This window comes from Anoxybacillus sp. CHMUD (assembly GCF_013096965.1).
GTDB classification, from domain to species: domain Bacteria; phylum Bacillota; class Bacilli; order Bacillales; family Anoxybacillaceae; genus Anoxybacillus; species Anoxybacillus kestanbolensis_A.
The window spans coordinates 1-17501 of the sequence record NZ_SDLG01000019.1 but is presented as its reverse complement, the minus strand read 5'-3'; the positions used below and the strand labels follow the sequence as shown (position 1 = coordinate 17501).

The following is a 17501-nucleotide window of genomic DNA, read 5'->3' as shown; positions in this document are numbered from 1 at the left end:
ATATGATTACTGAACAAGTGAAACGACAGTTCATTGACATCGTCGGTGCAGAAAACTACGATGATTCGAAAGCCGGACGGCTCGTTTATTCCTATGACGCAACACCAAACTTTCAATCGCTTCCTGACGCAGTTATCGCCCCGCGCAACACAAAAGAAGTGAGCGAAATTGTAAAGATTTGCAATGAGCACCGCATTCCGATCGTGCCGCGCGGCTCAGGAACAAATCTTTGTGCAGGCACATGTCCAACAGAAGGCGGCATCGTCATCATTTTTAAACATATGAATCGCATATTAGAAATTGATGAAGAAAACTTAACGGTTACCGTTCAGCCGGGCGTTATTACGCTTGACCTTATTCACGCTGTCGAAGCAAAAGGACTATTTTATCCGCCCGATCCAAGCTCGATGAAAATTTCAACGATCGGAGGAAACATTAATGAAAATTCCGGCGGTTTGCGCGGTTTAAAGTACGGCGTGACGCGCGATTACGTCATGGGGCTTGAAGTTGTGCTTGCCAACGGTGACATCATTCGTACGGGCGGAAAGCTCGCGAAAGACGTCGCGGGCTACGATTTAACGCGCCTGTTTGTCGGCTCGGAAGGCACGCTCGGGATCATTACAGAAGCGACGTTAAAACTCATTCCGATGCCGGAGACGAAAAAAACGATGCTCGCGTTATATGAAGATTTAGAGGCGGCAGCACGCTCCGTTTCCGCCATTATCGCCAACAAAATCATTCCGACAACGCTTGAATTTTTAGACCAGCCGACGTTACAAGTCGTCGAGTCGTTCGTCAACATCGGCTTGCCGACGGACGTTAAAGCGGTGTTGCTCATCGAACAAGACGGTTCGAAAGAAGTCGTTGAGCGCGATATGGAAGCGATGGCGCGCATTTGCCGCGAACAACACGCCATTTCTGTTCAAGTAGCACAAACGGAAGAAGAAGCAAACAATTTGCGCACAGCGCGTCGCTCAGCGCTATCGGCGCTCGCTCGCTTAAAACCGACGACGATTTTAGAAGATGCGACCGTTCCACGTTCGCAAATTGCAAATATGGTGAAAGCGATTAACGATATTGCTAAAAAATATAACGTCAACATTTGCACGTTCGGTCACGCAGGTGACGGCAACCTTCATCCGACATGTCCGACCGATGTGCGCGACAAAGACGAACTGCATCGCGTCGAGCAAGCGTTCGAAGACATATTTGCAAAAGCGATTGAGCTTGGCGGCACGATTACTGGCGAGCATGGCGTCGGCGTGATGAAAGCGCCGTATTTAGAATGGAAGCTCGGTAAAGAAGGAATCGCTGCGATGCAGGCGATTAAACGAGCGCTCGATCCGAACAACATTATGAATCCAGGGAAAGTGTTCGCAAAAAGCACGCGCAAACGGGTGGTGATGACGCGATGAAAAACGAACAGCTCATCCAACAACAATTTCAAGCGCGCATGAATGAAGACGAGTTATTAAACTGTATGCGGTGCGGTTTTTGTTTGCCGACATGCCCGACGTATATTGAATCCGGCTTTCAAGAGTCGCACTCGCCGCGCGGACGCATTGCGCTCATGAAAGCGGTCGTCGACGGGCTCATTGAACCGGATAAAGACGTCGAACGTTCGCTCCAATTGTGCCTCGGCTGCCGAGCGTGCGAGCCCGTTTGCCCTTCTGGAGTGCGCTACGGCCATTTACTAGAAGAAGCGCGCGACATTATTGCGCAACATAAACGATATCCGTGGTTCGTTCGTCTCGTTCGCCACGTCGTATTTAAGCAGCTATTCCCTCATCCAAAGCGAATGCGAATGGTGACCGCCCTCATCGGCGTGTATCAACGCTCTAGGTTGCAAGCGCTCGTTCGCAAACTCGGGTTATTGCGCCTATTGCCAAATCATTTAGCGATGATGGAAAACGTGTTGCCAAACGTGCCGACGTGGAAACAAATGAATGAGCGCCCGACGCATGTAGAAGCGCTCCCCCTACGCAAGCGGCGTGTCGCTTTTTTTCGTGGTTGTTTAATGGATACGATGTTTATGGACATCAACGATGCGACGATGAAACTGTTACGGCTTGTTGGTTGTGACATCGTCATTCCTGAGGCGCAAACGTGTTGCGGGGCGCTTCATGGACATAGCGGTGAAAAAGCGGACGCAAAAACGTTAGCGAAACGCAACATCGAAGCGTTTGAAACACTCGATGTCGATTACATCATTACAAACGCTGGCGGGTGCGGCGCCTTTTTAATCGAATACGACCATTTGTTAAAAGACGATCCTGTTTGGGCGGATCGTGCGAAAGCGTTTGTCGCAAAAATAAAAGATGTGTCCGTCATTTTAGTGGAACTCGGCTTTCATAAGCAAGGATGGCGCTTGCCAAACCAAACGGTGACGTATCAAGATTCATGCCATTTGCGCAACGTCATGAAAACCGCAAAAGAACCACGCCTATTGCTTCAGTCGATTGCAGGCGTCGAGTTTCGTGAAATGAAAGATGCCGACCGATGTTGTGGGTCTGCGGGCATTTATAACATCATCGAACCGGATATGTCGATGCAAGTGCTCGACTACAAAATGGAACAAGTAAAACAAACGAAAGCGACGACAATTGTAACCGCCAATCCCGGCTGTTTACTACAAATGAAGCTCGGCATTGAACGGGAAGGACTCACAAACGTACGCGCCGTCCATCTCGTTGAATTGCTTGTAGAAGCTGTAGAAGCAACAAACGAAAACGACCAACCACTTAAACAAATCGGATAGGGTATGGACATTCATGCCCTTTTCTTTTTTAATCGTTCTTCTAACTCACGCCGCTTTTGTTCGAGTTCCGCTTCGTTATACGTTCTCCGCTCATATTGCGTATAGTCGATATATAGCCATTCCGGAATCAATTCCGTTCGCACCGCCCGTTTTTCTTTTTTTATGCGACCATGCTTCTTCCAATTGCGCAAAATCCCCTCGGCATATTTCCACGTTTTCACTCCGTTTTTTAACGCGATCGTTAACGCTTCGAGCACCCATTCCGCTGACGTGTCATTCACCCATAGCGCCATCTGTTCACCGACATAGCTACTGATCGTCCCGAAACCATTTTGTTCATAAAAATAAATCAAGTTTTGTAACGTATGATCTGTTGTTATATTTGTTTGTCTGTTCATATTGCGACGTGCGTCTTGGCAAGTTGACGCGTGCGATGCGTCATGTTGCATCGTCCGCTCGTCATGTTGACCGTTCGTTTTTTCGATACACATGTTCTCGTCATCTTCCGTCACTTGCTCGTCATGTACAACGTTTGTGTCAAGCACTTTGGTAAGCACATCGTAGTCAATGCGATACCATTTCGTTTTATCCAGTTTCGAACGATACCTTGACACGACGATCCCTTTTTTCTCAAGCCGGACGATCGTGCGCCGAATCGTGCTTTCTGACCAAAACGGAAACTGTTTTTTCCATCCTTCGTATGTGTTATATACCCACGTATATCCATCGTACGTATGCGTACTTTTTTCGAGCCAATAATGAAGTTGTTGTAAAAATATGCTTTCATTTAGTCCAAGCTTTACCGCCACCGTCGGCAAAACGAATAACGGCTCATCATCGACTAACCACTTCTTCATCACAACCCCCCCTATATCCATTTATCGCCTCATACACGACATTTGGTTAGGGGGGGATAAAAAAGAGAATGCCTTCGCATTCCCTTTATGGTTCTGGTGTGAATGTGCGCTGGGCAAGTTCGTTGTCGAGCATAAACAACGAATTGCTGTCGCCTTCGATGCGTTTTAGTTTTTGAATAAGCGTATCAAACATCGACTCTTCTTCTACTTGTTCGTCAATAAACCATTTTAAAAAGTTCATCGTCGCATGTTCGCGCTCGTCTAACGCCAAGTCAGATAGTTTATAAATGCGGCGCGTCACTTCTTTTTCATGGGCGAGCGCTTTTTCAAAGCAGTCGCGAACGGACGTAAATTCGTTGTTTGGCGCAGGAAAGCCGGTCATCACCGCCCGCTCGCCGAGCGCGTTAATGAAGTTGTAAAACTTCATCGCATGAAAACGTTCTTCTTCTGCCTGCACTAAAAAGAAGTTCGCAAAACCGTCCAATCCTTCCGCCGAGCAATATGCCGCCATCGCCATATACGCATGTGCGGAATAAAATTCGAAATTCATTTGTTCATTCAGTCCGTTTAACAATTTTTCACTTAACATAAATCTCACTCCTCCTCTTCTCATTATAACAAAAAAAGGAGGAACGTGCCTCCTTTTACTCGTTTTGCGCTTTTTTCAACGTTTGAATCGCTTCTTTCTGTTGTTGTGTTTCTTTTCCTGAGAAAAACCAGCCGCCAGCTACGATCGCTAAAAGAACGATCCAGAAAATCGCTTTCCATAACGCCGAATGCGCGAAATGTTCGGAAACGACTGCTAAGCTTGGATGTGCAAGCGTATATACTGCCAATTTCACCCCAACCCAACCGACGATTAAAAATGCGGCCGATTCTAGGCTTGGGCGTTTTTGCAATAGTTTGACGAACGCATTCGCCGCAAAACGCATAATGATGACACCCATCAATCCACCGGCGAAGATGACTAAAAACTTTCCGCCGTCCATGCCGCCGATCGCTGGTAAATTTGTATCCGGCAACGTCATCGCTAAAGCGACTGCCGCTAAAATCGAATCGATCGCAAACGCTAAGTCAGCAAGTTCCACTTTCAGTACAGTCATCCAAAAACCAGATTGCTTTTTCTCTGTTTTATGCGAGCCATCGCGATTTTTATTGATAAAATGATGCACCGCAATAAACATTAAATACAACGCACCGAGCGCTTGAATTTGCCAAATATTCACTAAATACGAAATGACGAAAAGCGCAGCGAAGCGAAGAATAAACGCCCCGGCAAGCCCGTAGAAGAGCGCCCGTTTTTGTTGTTTTTCCGGCAAATGTTTGACCATCACCGCCATGACGACAGCGTTATCGGCCGCTAAAATGCCCTCCAATCCGATTAAAACGAGAAGCACCCAACCATACTCTAACAACAATGATACATCCATCAATGATCCCTCCTGTAATATGTAGTTTTCCCTCGCCCGTCGGCAAAAAATCATGAAAACGCAAAAAAGACCTTCGCCGAACGGCAAAGGTCTCGCTAGACACATGTTGTGCCAACAAAGCCGATGGACGATGCCACGAATTGACGACTTTGTTTTCAGGCGAACGCCTGAACGCTACTCCCCTTTGTAAAGGAAAACTATAATTTAACTGTAATTTTATTATAAAAACATGAACACATTTTGTCAACCCGTCAACTTACTTGTTTTTGTTCCGCATGCGCCTCGTTTAGCTTGCTATGCTTGCGACCATACAAGAAGTAAATGACGAAACCGATCGCGAGCCAACCGCCAAAGCTAAGCCACGTCATGGCAGGAAGCTGAAGCGCTAAATACGTACAAAACGCTACCGCAAGCAACGGAATGACCGGCACAAACGGCACCATAAAGCTTCGTTTTAAATTCGGTTCCGTTTTTCGCAACACTAAAATGCCGATCGCAACAGTCGTAAATGCAAACAACGTTCCGATATTTGTTAAATGCGCCAATTTATTTAACGGGATGACACCGGCAAAAATGGAAACGGCAATGCCTGTTACCCATGAGTTCACAAGCGGCACTTGCTTGCGCTCGCTCACTTTCGCAAACAATGACGGAAGCAAGCCGTCGCGGCTAATCGCATAAAAGAGGCGCGTTTGTGCATAAAGCATGACAAGAAGCACCGTCGTAATGCCTGTAATCGCACCGAGCGAAATAAATCCCGCCACCCAATCTTGTTGAATATAGTTTAACGCAAAAGCAACTGGATTTTTTACTCCCAACTGATCATACGGCACAATGCCTGTCAAAATAAGCGACACCGCAATGTAAAGAAGCGTACAAATCACAAGCGATGCGATAATCCCGATCGGCATATTGCGCTGCGGATTGCGCACTTCTTCTGCCGCTGTCGATACCGCATCAAACCCTAAGTAAGCGAAAAACACCGTCGCCGCTCCTGCCGCAACACCGGAAAATCCAAACGGCATAAACGGCGTCCAGTTTTCTGGCTTCACATACCATACGCCAACCGCAATAAACAATAAAATAACCGCCACTTTAATAACGACCATGATTGCATTAAAACGAGCGGATTTCCTCACCCCTTGCGTCAATAAAAGCGTAATAAGCAAGACGATGACAATGGCGGGCACATCAATAAACGTCCCGTTTGCTGGATCGTAAGCGCTCGTTAATGCTTTCGGCAACTCAATGCCAAATCCGGCAAGCAATCCTTGGAAATAACCAGACCAGCCTGCCGCAACAGCCGAAGCTGCCACACCATACTCTAAAATTAAATCCCAACCGAGCATCCAAGCGATTAATTCCCCAAATGTCGCATAGCTGTACGTATACGCGCTCCCTGACACCGGAACGCTCGATGCAAACTCCGCATAACAAAGCGCCGCAAAGACGCACGCCAATCCAGATAAAATAAACGAAAGAACAAGCGCTGGTCCCGCATGTTCAGCAGCCGCTACCCCCGTTAAAACGAAAATACCTGTTCCAATAATCGCACCGATGCCAAGCATCGTTAAATCAAATGCGCCTAATTCTTTTTTGAGCGTTGCCCCATTTTTTCCTGATTCGCTCATCAGCGCTTCAACCGACTTTCTCCTGAACAAACTCATCGATGTAAACTCCCCTTACTCGTTATGTTCATTTTATACTTTAACGCCCAAAATCATTAAAGACAATACTTTTTCGCTATTTCGCAATATTTTTATTTTTCTAATAACGAGAAGCTGACTGTCATCGTCGTTCCACGCCCTTTTTCACTTTGAATGCGCCATGTTCCGTTCATCATTTCAATGATGCGAATCGACACCATCGCCCCGAGCCCTGTTCCTTTTTCTTTCGTGCTGAAATACGGCTCACCAAAACGAGCAAGTTGCTCTTTCGTCATCCCCTCCCCTTCATCGCGCACAACGATCGTAACCGTTTTTCCATCGGCGTGGGCATCGACATATACCTTACCGCCATTTGTTGTTGCTTCAATGCCATTTTTTATTATATTTAAAAAACATTGCCGAAAATATTGTGCGTTTCCTTCCATCGTGGCAGGCATGAGTGTTGCGACAATTTGTACGCCATACATGTTCGCAAACGGACGCAACATGTCGATCACTTTTTCTAGCTCCCGCTCCACATGAAGCGTCTCAATTTTTTCAGGAAACGGCTTCGCAAACGTTAAATAATCGTCAATGATCATGCAGGCGCGGTTTAACTCCTCGAGGGCGATATTCATATATTGCTCTTTTGTTTCCGCTGATATGTCTTTTGCTTTCATCAGTTGCATAAAACCTTTGACGACTGTAAGGGGATTGCGAATTTCATGGGAAATGCTGGCGGCAAGCTGACTGACGACTTCCATTTTCTCCAACTTGATCGCTTTTGAACGAATAAACAGCGCCTCTCGCAACGTTTCAATGATAAATACAACGAACAACATCGCAACAGGAGGAACGAGAATAAAATCGACAACGTACGATTCCGTCACTTGAAAATCGGAAATGGCGACCGCCAACACCGTTGCCGCAATCGCCAAAAGAAACGTCATCGCCGCCGAAGCAACGAGCCGCTGCTTTCTTGTAAGCTGCTGAAAAAACGGAGAAAACAAGCTACCGCATAGGCACATCATCACATATACCGCAACGGTAATAAACTCATATCCATACATCATAAAGCGCGCCACAAGCAAAATAAGCAATAGCGGTACGCTCACCGCCCAACCGCCGTAAAACGTGCCGATCAAAAACGGCACTTGTCGCAAATCGTGCACGCAATCTGGTGCGATATAAATTGGATATTTCATACATAAAATAAGGGGGACACTTAAACATGCGATGAGCAACACATGTTGATGCGCCTTTTTTTGTTGAAAAAAGCGGACGTGATCGTACAAAAAGTAAAAGAAAAAAATGCTTACTAAAATGTAAAATAAGTTGTTTAACACATGTTGGTTTATATATGTCATTTCTTCACTCTCCCACATCGTTCATCCAATCTCAGTTTCGCGAAAACTTTTTCCGTTGTCAATGCAGCGACATCTTTGAAAAATGGTCACATTTCCATTATGATAAAGATGCAAACTACATAGTGGAGATGGTCATATGAACGATCGGCGTTATTTGCCGCTTTTATTTATTGTCATGTTTTTCGTCATGATGGGATTCGGAATTATTATTCCTGTCCTTCCGTTTTACGCTGAAAACATCGGTGCCACCCCAACACAGCTCGGCTGGTTAATGGCGGTATATTCGTTTATGCAATTTTTATTTGCACCGATGTGGGGACGGCTGTCTGATCGTTACGGACGCAAGCCGTTTTTACTGCTCGGCATTTTTGGTCTAGCGCTTTCGTTTTTCTTATTCGCCTTAGCAACAAAACTTTGGATGTTGTTTGCAGCGCGCATCATCGGTGGCTTTTTATCGGCCGCAACGATGCCGACAGCGATGGCGTACGTTGCCGATGTGACGACCGAAGAAAATCGCGGAAAAGGCATGGGCATCATCGGGGCGGCGGTCGGGCTCGGCTTTATTTTCGGACCAGCCATCGGCGGCGTGTTTTCGAAACATAGCTTAACCGTTCCGTTTTGGATCGCAGGCAGTTTAGCTTTTGTGACGGCGGTATTCGTTTTCTTTTTCTTAAACGAGTCGCTGCCAAAAGAAAAACGCGCAAACGGCGAAACGAAACGTCCATCACTGATGACGGCGTTACGAAGCGACGTATCGCGTCTATACGTATTGCAGTTGATCGTCACGTTTTCGCTTGCGGGGCTGGAAGCGACATTTGCATATTTTGCGGCTCAACGTGCTGGACTTGCTTCTACTGAACTCGGTTATATTTTTATGATTATGGGACTTGCTGGGGCGGTCATTCAAGGAGGACTGCTTGGCAAACTTATTCAGTCGTTCGGCGAAGGGACGGTCATTCGCGCTGGACTATTGCTTTCAGCACTCGGATTTTCGCTCATTTTATTTATCCATAACTTTTGGACAGCTGCCCTTTATTTAACGATTTTCGGCATCGGTAACGGCGTCATTCGCCCATGTGTATCCGCCTTATTAACGAAACATACGACGGACGGACAAGGAAGCGCAACAGGGCTGTTATCATCGTTCGATTCGCTCGGGCGCATCGGCGGACCGGCGATTGCAGGCTGGCTATTTACATTGAAGCCGAGCTTGCCGTATATGACAGGGATTGTGCTTACGTTCGTTTCATTCGTCCTGCTTCAATCGTTTCAACGCACCATGATGCAAAAAGGCTCCGCGTAATCGGAGCCTTAACTAATTTCCTCAGCTAGTTTTTCCCGCTCGTGCCTTGCGATCATCGGTCCATTTAACAAATCGACGTCGACAATGTAGCGCGGACGTTGTTTGGCTTCTTGATATACTTTTCCAATATACTCCCCGACTAAACCGATCGCCATGAGCTGCAATCCTCCGACAAGCCAAATGGACATGATCAGCGACGTCCAGCCCGTCTGCGTATGGCCTGTCATTTTTAAAAATAGCACATATAACGCAAATAATACGCTCACAACAAACGAACAAAAACCGAGAAGAGAGACGAAACGAATCGGCATCATGCTAAACGATGTTAACCCATCGAACGCAAAGCGAATCATTTTCATGAATGGATATTTCGTCACTCCTGCTTTCCGCTCTTTTCGGTCATAATATACGGTCGTCGACGGAAAGCCAAGCAGTGGTACAACGCCACGTAAAAACAGATTCACTTCACGAAATTGCGCTAGCGCTTCGACTGCCCTCCGGCTCATAAGGCGATAGTCAGCATGATTATAAATCAACTTCACCCCGATGCGATTCATGAAGCGATAAAACGTCTCAGCTGTCCATCGCTTCATATATGAGTCAACGTCACGCTTTTTTCTTACCCCGTAGACGATGTCGTATCCTTCTTGAAATTTGCGCACAAACTCGCGAACGACGTATATGTCGTCTTGTAAATCAGCATCCATCGTCACAACGCAATGCGCCATTTGTTTAGCGGCAATCATCCCCGCTAACAGCGCGTGTTGATGCCCTGCGTTTCCCGCTAGTTTAATTCCTTTTATTTCTTCGTAGCGCAAACACGCTTTATAAATGATCGTCCACGTCCGATCGCGGCTCCCATCATCGACAAACACAATTTTACTTTCCGAAGAAATGAGCTGTTCATCGATAAGTTGTTGCCGCAATGCCCGCAACTGTTCGATCGTCTCCGGCAACATCTCCTCCTCGTTATAACAAGGCACAACGATCGCTAAAACGGTCATGTCGTTTTCCCTCCTTCTACTTCGTATAAATAAATCGTCCATGCTGATTCTTTATGGTGAAACGTGCGCAATAGCTTGAGTTGATTGTCTTTCGCATTGTTAATCGGCAAGGCGGAAAAAACGTATCGCCCGCCCATGTCATATAAAACGTCCGTATGAAGTTGCAAGTGGCGAATGCGTTTGTTTGATCGTTTCGTAAACATATATTTTTTCCCAAGTTCCGCAACAAAAATATAACAACGTCCGCCCCACTCATCGAAATATTCCTTTAGCTTTTTATTTTTATTTAGCTCGCTCGCAATGATTTGACGAAACTGATGTTTATACGAAAGTGGATAAAAATTGTTGTACGTATCTAACGTGTAAAAACCGTTATATTGTGCAATCGCTGGATGTATGCCGATGCTGACGACGCGATACGTATGAACGGGCTTTCCGATATATTGTTTGATGTCTTGAAATTGCCTTTCCGCATAAAAGGCGCGAAACGTTGGCTTGTCGCGATAGACGATTTGTTCATGAAACAACAGCGCCACCACAAGTTGCGCAAAAAGCGCAAATGAAACGATGCGCCGATCCCATGCGCGCCAAATGATGCGAAGCGACAAAGCAAACAAGACGTAAATGATCATCGGGCGTAAAAAATGATAGCGTGCAAAATTAAAGCGATCTAAAAACGGAAACGCTTCTGTCGCAGGAAGCCATCCCTTGTAAAACCAAAACGCATACCAAAGCGACAAAATGAAATTGAGCACATGAAGCTGCCAAAATAGCCGTTCATTCCGCCACCATTTTCGTTTCCATACGATATATAAGGCGATGAACGTGACAGGTAAAATGACAAGCGTATGAATCGTCATCACATGCGTATGACCGAATATGTAGTTTTTTAATGTTAGTCGAAGCGAGCGCCATAACGACAGACGGGCATGGAAATATTCATCCCGACTTGTCGGTTCGGTCGCAAATAAAAATGAATGAACAAGCCGATATTCAATTGCTAAATAAAGGGCGGTCATATATACGAGCGCCAGCAATAACGGCATATTCGGTCGGCGACGCCACGCATCAACAATCCAAAACAAAAACATCGCGCTTAAAAAAAAGAAAAAACCGAGCACGAAGCTAGAATAGAAAGGAAGAAGCGTGAGTACGACATAATTTTTCCACGAACGATCGCCCGCTCGAATGTTAAGTAGCGCCCATAACGCTAGCGGCATACCGAGCGTGCTAAGCATGCCTGACGGCCAAAACGGCGTCAAGGCAAACGTAAGAGCCACACCAACGCGAATCCATTCTGCCGTCGCTTCTCGCTCCTTTAATACGTGCGTTTTCAACAACATATACATGCCGATAAACGCAAATACGCGCGTCAACAGCTGGCTAAGCCCGTAAGCATAAACGGACGGAAAGAGCGCATGAAGCCAAACGATGCCGCTAAACTCCGTCCCGTACGCGTTGCGCGGCAAGCCGCCGATGATTTGCGGAATTGTCGCATGAACGGAGCCGAACAGCTCGCCACTTTGTACGAGCACGCGATACCAAGCAATATTAGAGTCTAAATTATCGTGCACGCGCATGTGCGCATCTTCCCCAAGTAAAAAATACGGCAAGGCATGTAAACAAACGATGATGATGCCACATGTGAACAGTCTCATAACGCCCCTCCATTCGCTATTATTTTTTAACAACAAATGAAAAATATGCATAAAAAATCCCCTGCCAATCGCAGAGGTTAAACAATGATCGCATCGTATCCTTTTTTTCTTAACTCTTCGACGAGACGTTCTGCATTTTTTTTATCGCGAAATGCTCCGACTTGCACGCGGTATAACTTTCCATCGTCTTTCGGTGGAGCAGGCGGTTTCTTTTGCAATCCGAACGCTTTCGCCATTCCTTCCACATGACCGCGGGCAATTTGCGACAGAAATTCGTCTGATTTCAGCTTCGCGGCATCTCCTGCGTTGTCGATAAATAAGTTTTCCGTCAATAAAGCTGGCATATTCGTTTGACGAAGCACCGCATAGTTAGCACGTTTTTTTCCGCGATCGCGCACATCTCCAATCGCTTTCATCACTTCATCATGAATGATGTTTTGATATGAAACAGTTTCTTTGCTCACATTTCCATTGAATATATACGATTCAAATCCTGTTCCACCACCTGCGTTCACATGAACGGATAAAAAGAAGTCCGCACCGATCCGATTCGCCATCGCTGCCCGTTCCGAGAGTTCAATAAACTGGTCGTCTGTCCGCGTATAGTGTACATCGACATGTTCATACTCTTTCAACATCTCCCCTATTTTCGTCACAATCGTTAACGTTACATCTTTTTCACGAAGTCCGTTTCCGACCGCCCCCGGATCACGCCCTCCATGCCCTGCATCTAAAACAATTTTCACCATCATATCCTCACACCTTTCTAACAAATTTTCTCTCTGCTAATAACATATACATGATCTTGGACAAAGGATACGGCCTTTTCCTATTTATCTATTTTTTCTTTCGCTCGCACATGAAAAAAGCCTAAGCTATGCTAGCTCAGGCCAAAGCTGTTTGCAACATTTGCGGATGAGATGCGGAACGACATGATCACGCCTATACACGAGCGTATGAACGAGTTGCTTTCGTTCTTCTTCCGTCATCGGCCAATCGTCAGGCATATGTTTCGTCATTTCGTCAACAACCGCCAAATGACTAAAATGTTCACCCCTCAGCCCCCTTCACATTTGCTCTTTTATTAATATATGTGTCAAGGGCTTGTCGCTTGATTAGTGCCAAGCACTGTTCTTATGAAATACATGCCCTGTCATGAATCATCCGTCCTTTTATTTTTATACCTACATACGTATTTTACCTATTCCTTCGCTGTTTATCATCTAATCAGCAATCTTTTTACTTTACAAAGGTGAGTAACAAACTATATTATAGTTATAGCTTTTCATATTAAAGCGAAATATAAGTAAGTGTAAACTTACATCAAGGAGGAATCGTCATGGCAAAAGTACTTTATATTACCGCAAATCCAAAACAAGAACAACAATCATTTAGTTTATCAGTCGGGCGTGCGTTTTTAGAAACTTACAAACAACATCATCCAGAAGATGAAATCGTTGAACTACACTTGTACGATATCGACGTCCCTTACATTGATGCTGATGTATTTAGCGGCTGGGGCAAACTTCAACAAGGACAAGCATTTGACCAATTAAGCAAAGATGAACAACAAAAAGTAGCGCGCATCAACGAATTATGTGAACAATTTATGGAAGCTGACAAATATGTATTCGTCACACCGCTGTGGAACTTTAGCTTCCCTCCAAAATTGAAGGCATATATCGATACGTTTTGTATCGCCGGAAAAACGTTTAAATATACAGAAGAAGGGCCTGTTGGACTACTAAAAGGGAAAAAAGCGCTCCACATTCAAGCGCGAGGAGGTATATATTCTGAAGGTCCGGCGAAAGAATTGGAGTTTGGTGACCGCTATTTAAGAGCTGTTCTCGCTTTTGTCGGCATAACAGACGTTCAAACGATTGCGGTCGAAGGTATGAACGCTTTTCCAAACGAAGCAGAAAGCATTAAGCAACAGGCGATCGAACGAGCAAAAGAAGCAGCGAAACAGTTTTAATAACAAACAGGGCGTCCAGAAAGCCAAAATAACTGACTTTTTGGACGCCCTTTATTGCTGCAATATGTTGTTTTCACATGTTTAGCCATTTCCCTAAGAGCATTCGCCGAGTCCAGAGGTAAGTTTTTCTTCAGTAACTCCCGATACTTCTTACAGCTCTTCAAGCATCGGTTATACTGCTTTATTCGTCTCACCCCTGCCGATATTTTCTGAATAACAGACGATCTCTTGTACAGTTAGATAAACCAACTAATTACAAATACAACTGAAAAACCGACGAAAGCGATGATCGTTTCCATTACTGTCCATGACTTTAACGTATCTTTCACTTCTAGGCCAAAGTAGCGATTCACAAGCCAAAAACCAGAGTCGTTGACGTGTGAAAGAATCGTTGCCCCTGCCGCAATCGCAATGGTAATTAACCCTAATATTGGACCTGTCAAGCCTAGCGTCTCAATAAACGGTGCCATTAATCCGGCAGAGGTGACCATTGCCACCGTTGCTGATCCTTGTGAAATGCGGACAAGCGCTGCGATAATAAATGCAAGAACGATTGGTGGTAACGAAGATGTTGCCATCATATCAGCAAGCACTTTGCCGACGCCTGAATCGACTAAAATTTGCTTAAACACTCCACCGGCACCTGTGACAAGAATGATAATTCCCGCTGGTTCTAACGCCTTTGTCGCAATATCTTGTACTTGTTGTTTAGAAAGACCGCGTTTCCGTCCTAAGAAATAAAAAGCGAGCAACGTAGCGATCGTTAAAGCAACAAACGGATGTCCTAAAAACGTGAAAAACGATCGAAGCGTACTTTTTTCTGGCAACACAACACCTGAAACCGTGTTCATTAAAATGAGCAACAACGGAATAAGAATGATCGTCGCAATTAAACTGAAGCTTGGCAAATCTTTTTCATCCTCATGTTCTTTCCATTCCATGTATGGCGGAATGGAAGCATGAATTTTTTGTGAAATATATTTTCCAAATAGCGGTCCTGCTACAATCATCGCAGGAATACCTGCAATAAATCCAAATAAAATGACCCAACCTAAATCAGCCCCGATTAAATTCGCCACCGCAATCGGCCCAGGCGTTGGAGGGATAAAACTATGCGTCACCGCCAAACCGGCGAGCAAAGGAATGCCATAATACAAAAGCGAACGACCTGTCTTTTTCGCCAACCCGTAAACGATCGGCACAAGAATAATAAATCCAACGTCGAAAAATACAGGGATCGCAACGAAAAATCCCGTAATTCCAAGCGCCCACTGCGCTTTACTTTCGCCAAACTTTTTCATTAACGTTTGTGCTAAACGCTCTGCTCCCCCAGACGCCTCAAGCATTTGACCGAACATCGCACCTAATCCGACGACGACCGCAACAAATCCAAGCGTTCCCCCCATTCCGTTTTGAATGGACTCGATCACATTTTTTAATGGCATCCCTGCCGCAATGCCAACGAGTAAGCTAACGAGCAATAGCGCAACAAACGCATGCAACTTCGAGCGAATAATTAGAAATAATAACAAACTAATTCCAGCGATAACAATTAAAATTAACGAAGACGATGCCATATTCTCCGCTCCCCTTTGTTTTTTTAATGTTCAGTAAACGCTTACAATTACTAAACCGATTTAGTTGTGAAGTAAATCACCCCCTTAGTTACACATATTTCCTTTGAAACGAAGAGATGATTGGAAACTCATCTTTTAACTTCATATATAATCTTGTATACAAATCAAATAGTTCCGCATATGTCGCTGTATGTTGTTCATTCGGCTCATGGCGCGATGAAATACGCAACCACGATTTTACTTCTTGAAGCGATGAAATATCACCTTGCGCATAAAGCGCCAGTGCTGCTGCCCCTAGCGCAGAGGCTTCATGCGTCTCTGGGACGAGCAACTCTTTCCCCATCATATCGCACAACATTTGGCGCCAAAAAGGCGATTTCGCAAATCCGCCCGACACCCGAATTTCTGATAACGGTCCGATGACATCCCGAACCGCAAGGGCAACGGAAAAGACGCTCATACAAACCCCTTCCATGACAGCACGAATAAAATGCTCACGCTTATGTTGCAAACTAATGCCGAAAAATGTCCCACGTGCATGTGCATCCCAATAGGGCGCTCGCTCCCCTGATAAAAACGGTAAAAATAACAATCCTTCTGCCCCTGCGGGTACACGTGCCGCATATTGCGTCAATAAATCGTACGGATCGATCCCGAGCCGTTTTGCGACTTCTTTTTCTTGCGCCCCAAATTCATCGCGCAACCATCGAAGTAAAATGCCGCCATTATTTGTCGGCCCGCCAACGACCCATTCATTTTCCGTCAACACATAACAAAACGTCCTCCCTCTTTCGTCCGTTTTTGGAACGGATGAAATCGTTCGTACCGCACCGCTTGTTCCAATCGTAATTGCCGCCTCATGAGGAAGTACTGCGCCGACCCCGACGTTTGCGAGCACACCATCACTTGCGCCGATGACAACAGGCGTATTTCGGGAAATTCCAAGCTGTTCCGCCCATTTTTTGTCCATCCCCTGTAGTGTATATGTCGTTGGGACAAGTTGCGATAGTTGCTGACGATCGATATGAAGGAATTGCAAAATTTCTTCATCCCAATCAAACGTCTGTAAAGAAAATAAGCCGGTAGCTGAGGCAATTGAATAATCGACAACATATTGTTGAAACCATTGATATAACACATATTCTTTAATAGAAATAAACTTATGTGTGCGTTCGAATACGTGTGGCATATGCTCTTTAAACCACATTAACTTAGCAAGCGGCGACATCGGATGAATAGGTGTTCCTGTTTTTTTATATATGTCCATCCCTTTTTCACTTGCTCGCAACTGTTCAGCTTGCTTGTTGCTGCGATTGTCCGTCCAAATGATACAATTCGTCAATGGGCGATGATGATCGTCGACTAGCATGAGCGAATGCATCGCTACACTCAGCCCGACCGCCTTCACTTGTTCCGATGAAACGCCCCCTTTGTATATCGCCCCTTGTATACTTTGCATCACCGCTGAAAAAAGGACGTGAGGGTCTTGTTCCGCCCATCCCGGTTGGGGATGAAGCATCGGATATTCAACCGCATGCATCGCTCGAATACGCCCATCTTCTTCAAAAATGACAGCTTTTGTGCTTGTTGTACCAATATCTACTCCGATGACTACTTGGTTACTATTCATTTTTCTCTCCTCTTTTCTTCGCTGAATCTCTTTCTATTAACTTTGGAGCAAGCCGAAACATTTGTGGCGAAGTCTCGCCATTCATTTGCATAAACAACCGTTCTGCCGCCTTTTTTCCCATCTCAAACGTCGGTTGGGCAATCGTTGTTAATGAAGGGGTGTAAACAGATGGTAACTATTCATCCCGATAGTAGTATGTAAAGGAGCGCAACACAAATAGGGCATCCCCGTAATAGAAAATGCCCTAAGTGGTAAAAAGAACACGATCTATCGTTTCGCCCGTCAACAGAAGACAT

General features: G+C 45.4%; 15 protein-coding genes and 1 pseudogene. 4 read left to right on the top strand and 12 right to left on the bottom strand.

Going from position 1 to position 17501, the window contains the following annotated elements:
- The first annotated feature begins 2 nt into the window (after positions 1 to 2).
- Together glcD and ETB99_RS11555 are read left to right on the top strand one after the other, a co-directional pair.
- Complete coding sequence (glcD, locus tag ETB99_RS11560) at positions 3 to 1415, top strand: glycolate oxidase subunit GlcD (RefSeq protein ID WP_171700660.1); 1413 nt, start codon at positions 3 to 5, stop codon at positions 1413 to 1415.
- Positions 1412 to 2758: a (Fe-S)-binding protein gene (locus tag ETB99_RS11555; protein WP_171700659.1), complete on the top strand. Its 1347-nt coding sequence runs from the start codon at positions 1412 to 1414 to the stop codon at positions 2756 to 2758. The genes glcD and ETB99_RS11555 overlap by 4 nt, the downstream gene beginning before the upstream one ends.
- Positions 2759 to 2769: 11 nt before the next feature.
- Here the strand turns inward: ETB99_RS11555 and ETB99_RS11550 are convergent, their stop codons facing one another.
- The 5 genes from ETB99_RS11550 to ETB99_RS11530 all read right to left on the bottom strand — a co-directional run bounded on the left by ETB99_RS11550 (position 2770) and on the right by ETB99_RS11530 (position 8076).
- A complete protein-coding gene (locus ETB99_RS11550; RefSeq protein ID WP_171700658.1) occupies positions 2770 to 3636 on the bottom strand; it encodes a DnaD domain-containing protein in 867 nt (288 codons plus the stop codon).
- Between the two features lie 64 nt (positions 3637 to 3700).
- Positions 3701 to 4204, bottom strand: coding sequence for a ferritin (locus ETB99_RS11545; protein WP_171700657.1), 504 nt, complete (start codon positions 4202 to 4204; stop codon positions 3701 to 3703).
- Positions 4205 to 4259: 55 nt separating this feature from the next.
- On the bottom strand, positions 4260 to 5045 hold the full coding sequence (locus ETB99_RS11540; protein WP_171700656.1) for a TerC family protein: 786 nt from the start codon (positions 5043 to 5045) through the stop codon (positions 4260 to 4262).
- Between the two features lie 251 nt (positions 5046 to 5296).
- A complete protein-coding gene (gene bcaP / locus ETB99_RS11535) occupies positions 5297 to 6712 on the bottom strand; it encodes a branched-chain amino acid transporter BcaP (RefSeq protein WP_171700655.1) in 1416 nt (471 codons plus the stop codon).
- A gap of 92 nt (positions 6713 to 6804) precedes the next feature.
- Entirely contained in the window at positions 6805 to 8076 is a 1272-nt protein-coding gene (locus ETB99_RS11530) for a sensor histidine kinase (RefSeq protein WP_128999966.1), read from the bottom strand.
- 118 nt (positions 8077 to 8194) lie between these two features.
- Here ETB99_RS11530 and ETB99_RS11525 point away from each other — a divergent pair, with 118 nt between their 5' ends.
- Positions 8195 to 9361, top strand: a complete 1167-nt coding sequence (locus tag ETB99_RS11525; RefSeq protein WP_171700654.1) for an MFS transporter — start codon at positions 8195 to 8197, stop codon at positions 9359 to 9361.
- 8 nt (positions 9362 to 9369) lie between these two features.
- Here ETB99_RS11525 and ETB99_RS11520 read toward each other — a convergent pair whose 3' ends face one another.
- The 4 genes from ETB99_RS11520 to ETB99_RS11505 form a co-directional block, all read right to left on the bottom strand.
- The gene (locus ETB99_RS11520) at positions 9370 to 10365 is read right to left on the bottom strand and encodes a glycosyltransferase family 2 protein (protein ID WP_171700653.1); all 996 of its coding nucleotides are present in this window, start codon (positions 10363 to 10365) and stop codon (positions 9370 to 9372) included.
- Positions 10362 to 12023: a DUF6044 family protein gene (locus ETB99_RS11515; RefSeq protein WP_171700652.1), complete on the bottom strand. Its 1662-nt coding sequence runs from the start codon at positions 12021 to 12023 to the stop codon at positions 10362 to 10364. The genes ETB99_RS11520 and ETB99_RS11515 overlap by 4 nt, the downstream gene beginning before the upstream one ends.
- A 77-nt stretch (positions 12024 to 12100) precedes the next feature.
- Positions 12101 to 12772: an N-acetylmuramoyl-L-alanine amidase gene (locus ETB99_RS11510; RefSeq protein WP_171700651.1), complete on the bottom strand. Its 672-nt coding sequence runs from the start codon at positions 12770 to 12772 to the stop codon at positions 12101 to 12103.
- A gap of 126 nt (positions 12773 to 12898) precedes the next feature.
- Positions 12899 to 13042 carry a hypothetical protein gene (locus ETB99_RS11505; RefSeq protein WP_216366169.1) on the bottom strand — a complete coding sequence of 48 codons (144 nt, stop codon included), beginning with the start codon at positions 13040 to 13042 and terminating at the stop codon, positions 12899 to 12901.
- A gap of 320 nt (positions 13043 to 13362) precedes the next feature.
- On the opposite strand from ETB99_RS11505, the gene ETB99_RS11500 reads away from it, so the two are divergent.
- A complete protein-coding gene (locus ETB99_RS11500; RefSeq protein WP_171700649.1) occupies positions 13363 to 13998 on the top strand; it encodes an FMN-dependent NADH-azoreductase in 636 nt (211 codons plus the stop codon).
- A 236-nt stretch (positions 13999 to 14234) separates the two neighbouring features.
- Here ETB99_RS11500 and ETB99_RS11495 read toward each other — a convergent pair whose 3' ends face one another.
- The 3 genes and pseudogenes from ETB99_RS11495 to ETB99_RS11485 form a co-directional block, all read right to left on the bottom strand.
- Positions 14235 to 15575 (bottom strand): GntT/GntP/DsdX family permease, encoded by a 1341-nt coding sequence (locus tag ETB99_RS11495; protein ID WP_171700648.1) that lies wholly within the window; start codon positions 15573 to 15575, stop codon positions 14235 to 14237.
- An 88-nt stretch (positions 15576 to 15663) separates the two neighbouring features.
- Positions 15664 to 17205 carry a gluconokinase gene (locus tag ETB99_RS11490; RefSeq protein ID WP_171700647.1) on the bottom strand — a complete coding sequence of 514 codons (1542 nt, stop codon included), beginning with the start codon at positions 17203 to 17205 and terminating at the stop codon, positions 15664 to 15666.
- Positions 17198 to 17371: pseudogene (locus ETB99_RS11485) on the bottom strand (substrate-binding domain-containing protein); the annotation flags it as partial. The pseudogene ETB99_RS11485 and the gene ETB99_RS11490, both read right to left, overlap by 8 nt.
- Positions 17372 to 17501 lie beyond the last annotated feature (130 nt).

Bases quoted from the DNA above. Each gene is read 5' to 3' on its own strand.
- glcD (WP_171700660.1), top strand. From the start codon at position 3: ATGATTACTGAACAAGTGAAACGACAGTTCATTGACATCGTCGGTGCA.
- ETB99_RS11555 (WP_171700659.1), top strand. From the start codon at position 1,412: ATGAAAAACGAACAGCTCATCCAACAACAATTTCAAGCGCGCATGAAT.
- ETB99_RS11550 (WP_171700658.1), bottom strand. From the start codon at position 3,636: ATGGATATAGGGGGGGTTGTGATGAAGAAGTGGTTAGTCGATGATGAG.
- ETB99_RS11545 (WP_171700657.1), bottom strand. From the start codon at position 4,204: ATGTTAAGTGAAAAATTGTTAAACGGACTGAATGAACAAATGAATTTC.
- ETB99_RS11540 (WP_171700656.1), bottom strand. From the start codon at position 5,045: ATGGATGTATCATTGTTGTTAGAGTATGGTTGGGTGCTTCTCGTTTTA.
- bcaP (WP_171700655.1), bottom strand. From the start codon at position 6,712: ATGAGTTTGTTCAGGAGAAAGTCGGTTGAAGCGCTGATGAGCGAATCA.
- ETB99_RS11530 (WP_128999966.1), bottom strand. From the start codon at position 8,076: ATGTGGGAGAGTGAAGAAATGACATATATAAACCAACATGTGTTAAAC.
- ETB99_RS11525 (WP_171700654.1), top strand. From the start codon at position 8,195: ATGAACGATCGGCGTTATTTGCCGCTTTTATTTATTGTCATGTTTTTC.
- ETB99_RS11520 (WP_171700653.1), bottom strand. From the start codon at position 10,365: ATGACCGTTTTAGCGATCGTTGTGCCTTGTTATAACGAGGAGGAGATG.
- ETB99_RS11515 (WP_171700652.1), bottom strand. From the start codon at position 12,023: ATGAGACTGTTCACATGTGGCATCATCATCGTTTGTTTACATGCCTTG.
- ETB99_RS11510 (WP_171700651.1), bottom strand. From the start codon at position 12,772: ATGGTGAAAATTGTTTTAGATGCAGGGCATGGAGGGCGTGATCCGGGG.
- ETB99_RS11505 (WP_216366169.1), bottom strand. From the start codon at position 13,042: ATGACGAAACATATGCCTGACGATTGGCCGATGACGGAAGAAGAACGA.
- ETB99_RS11500 (WP_171700649.1), top strand. From the start codon at position 13,363: ATGGCAAAAGTACTTTATATTACCGCAAATCCAAAACAAGAACAACAA.
- ETB99_RS11495 (WP_171700648.1), bottom strand. From the start codon at position 15,575: ATGGCATCGTCTTCGTTAATTTTAATTGTTATCGCTGGAATTAGTTTG.
- ETB99_RS11490 (WP_171700647.1), bottom strand. From the start codon at position 17,205: ATGAATAGTAACCAAGTAGTCATCGGAGTAGATATTGGTACAACAAGC.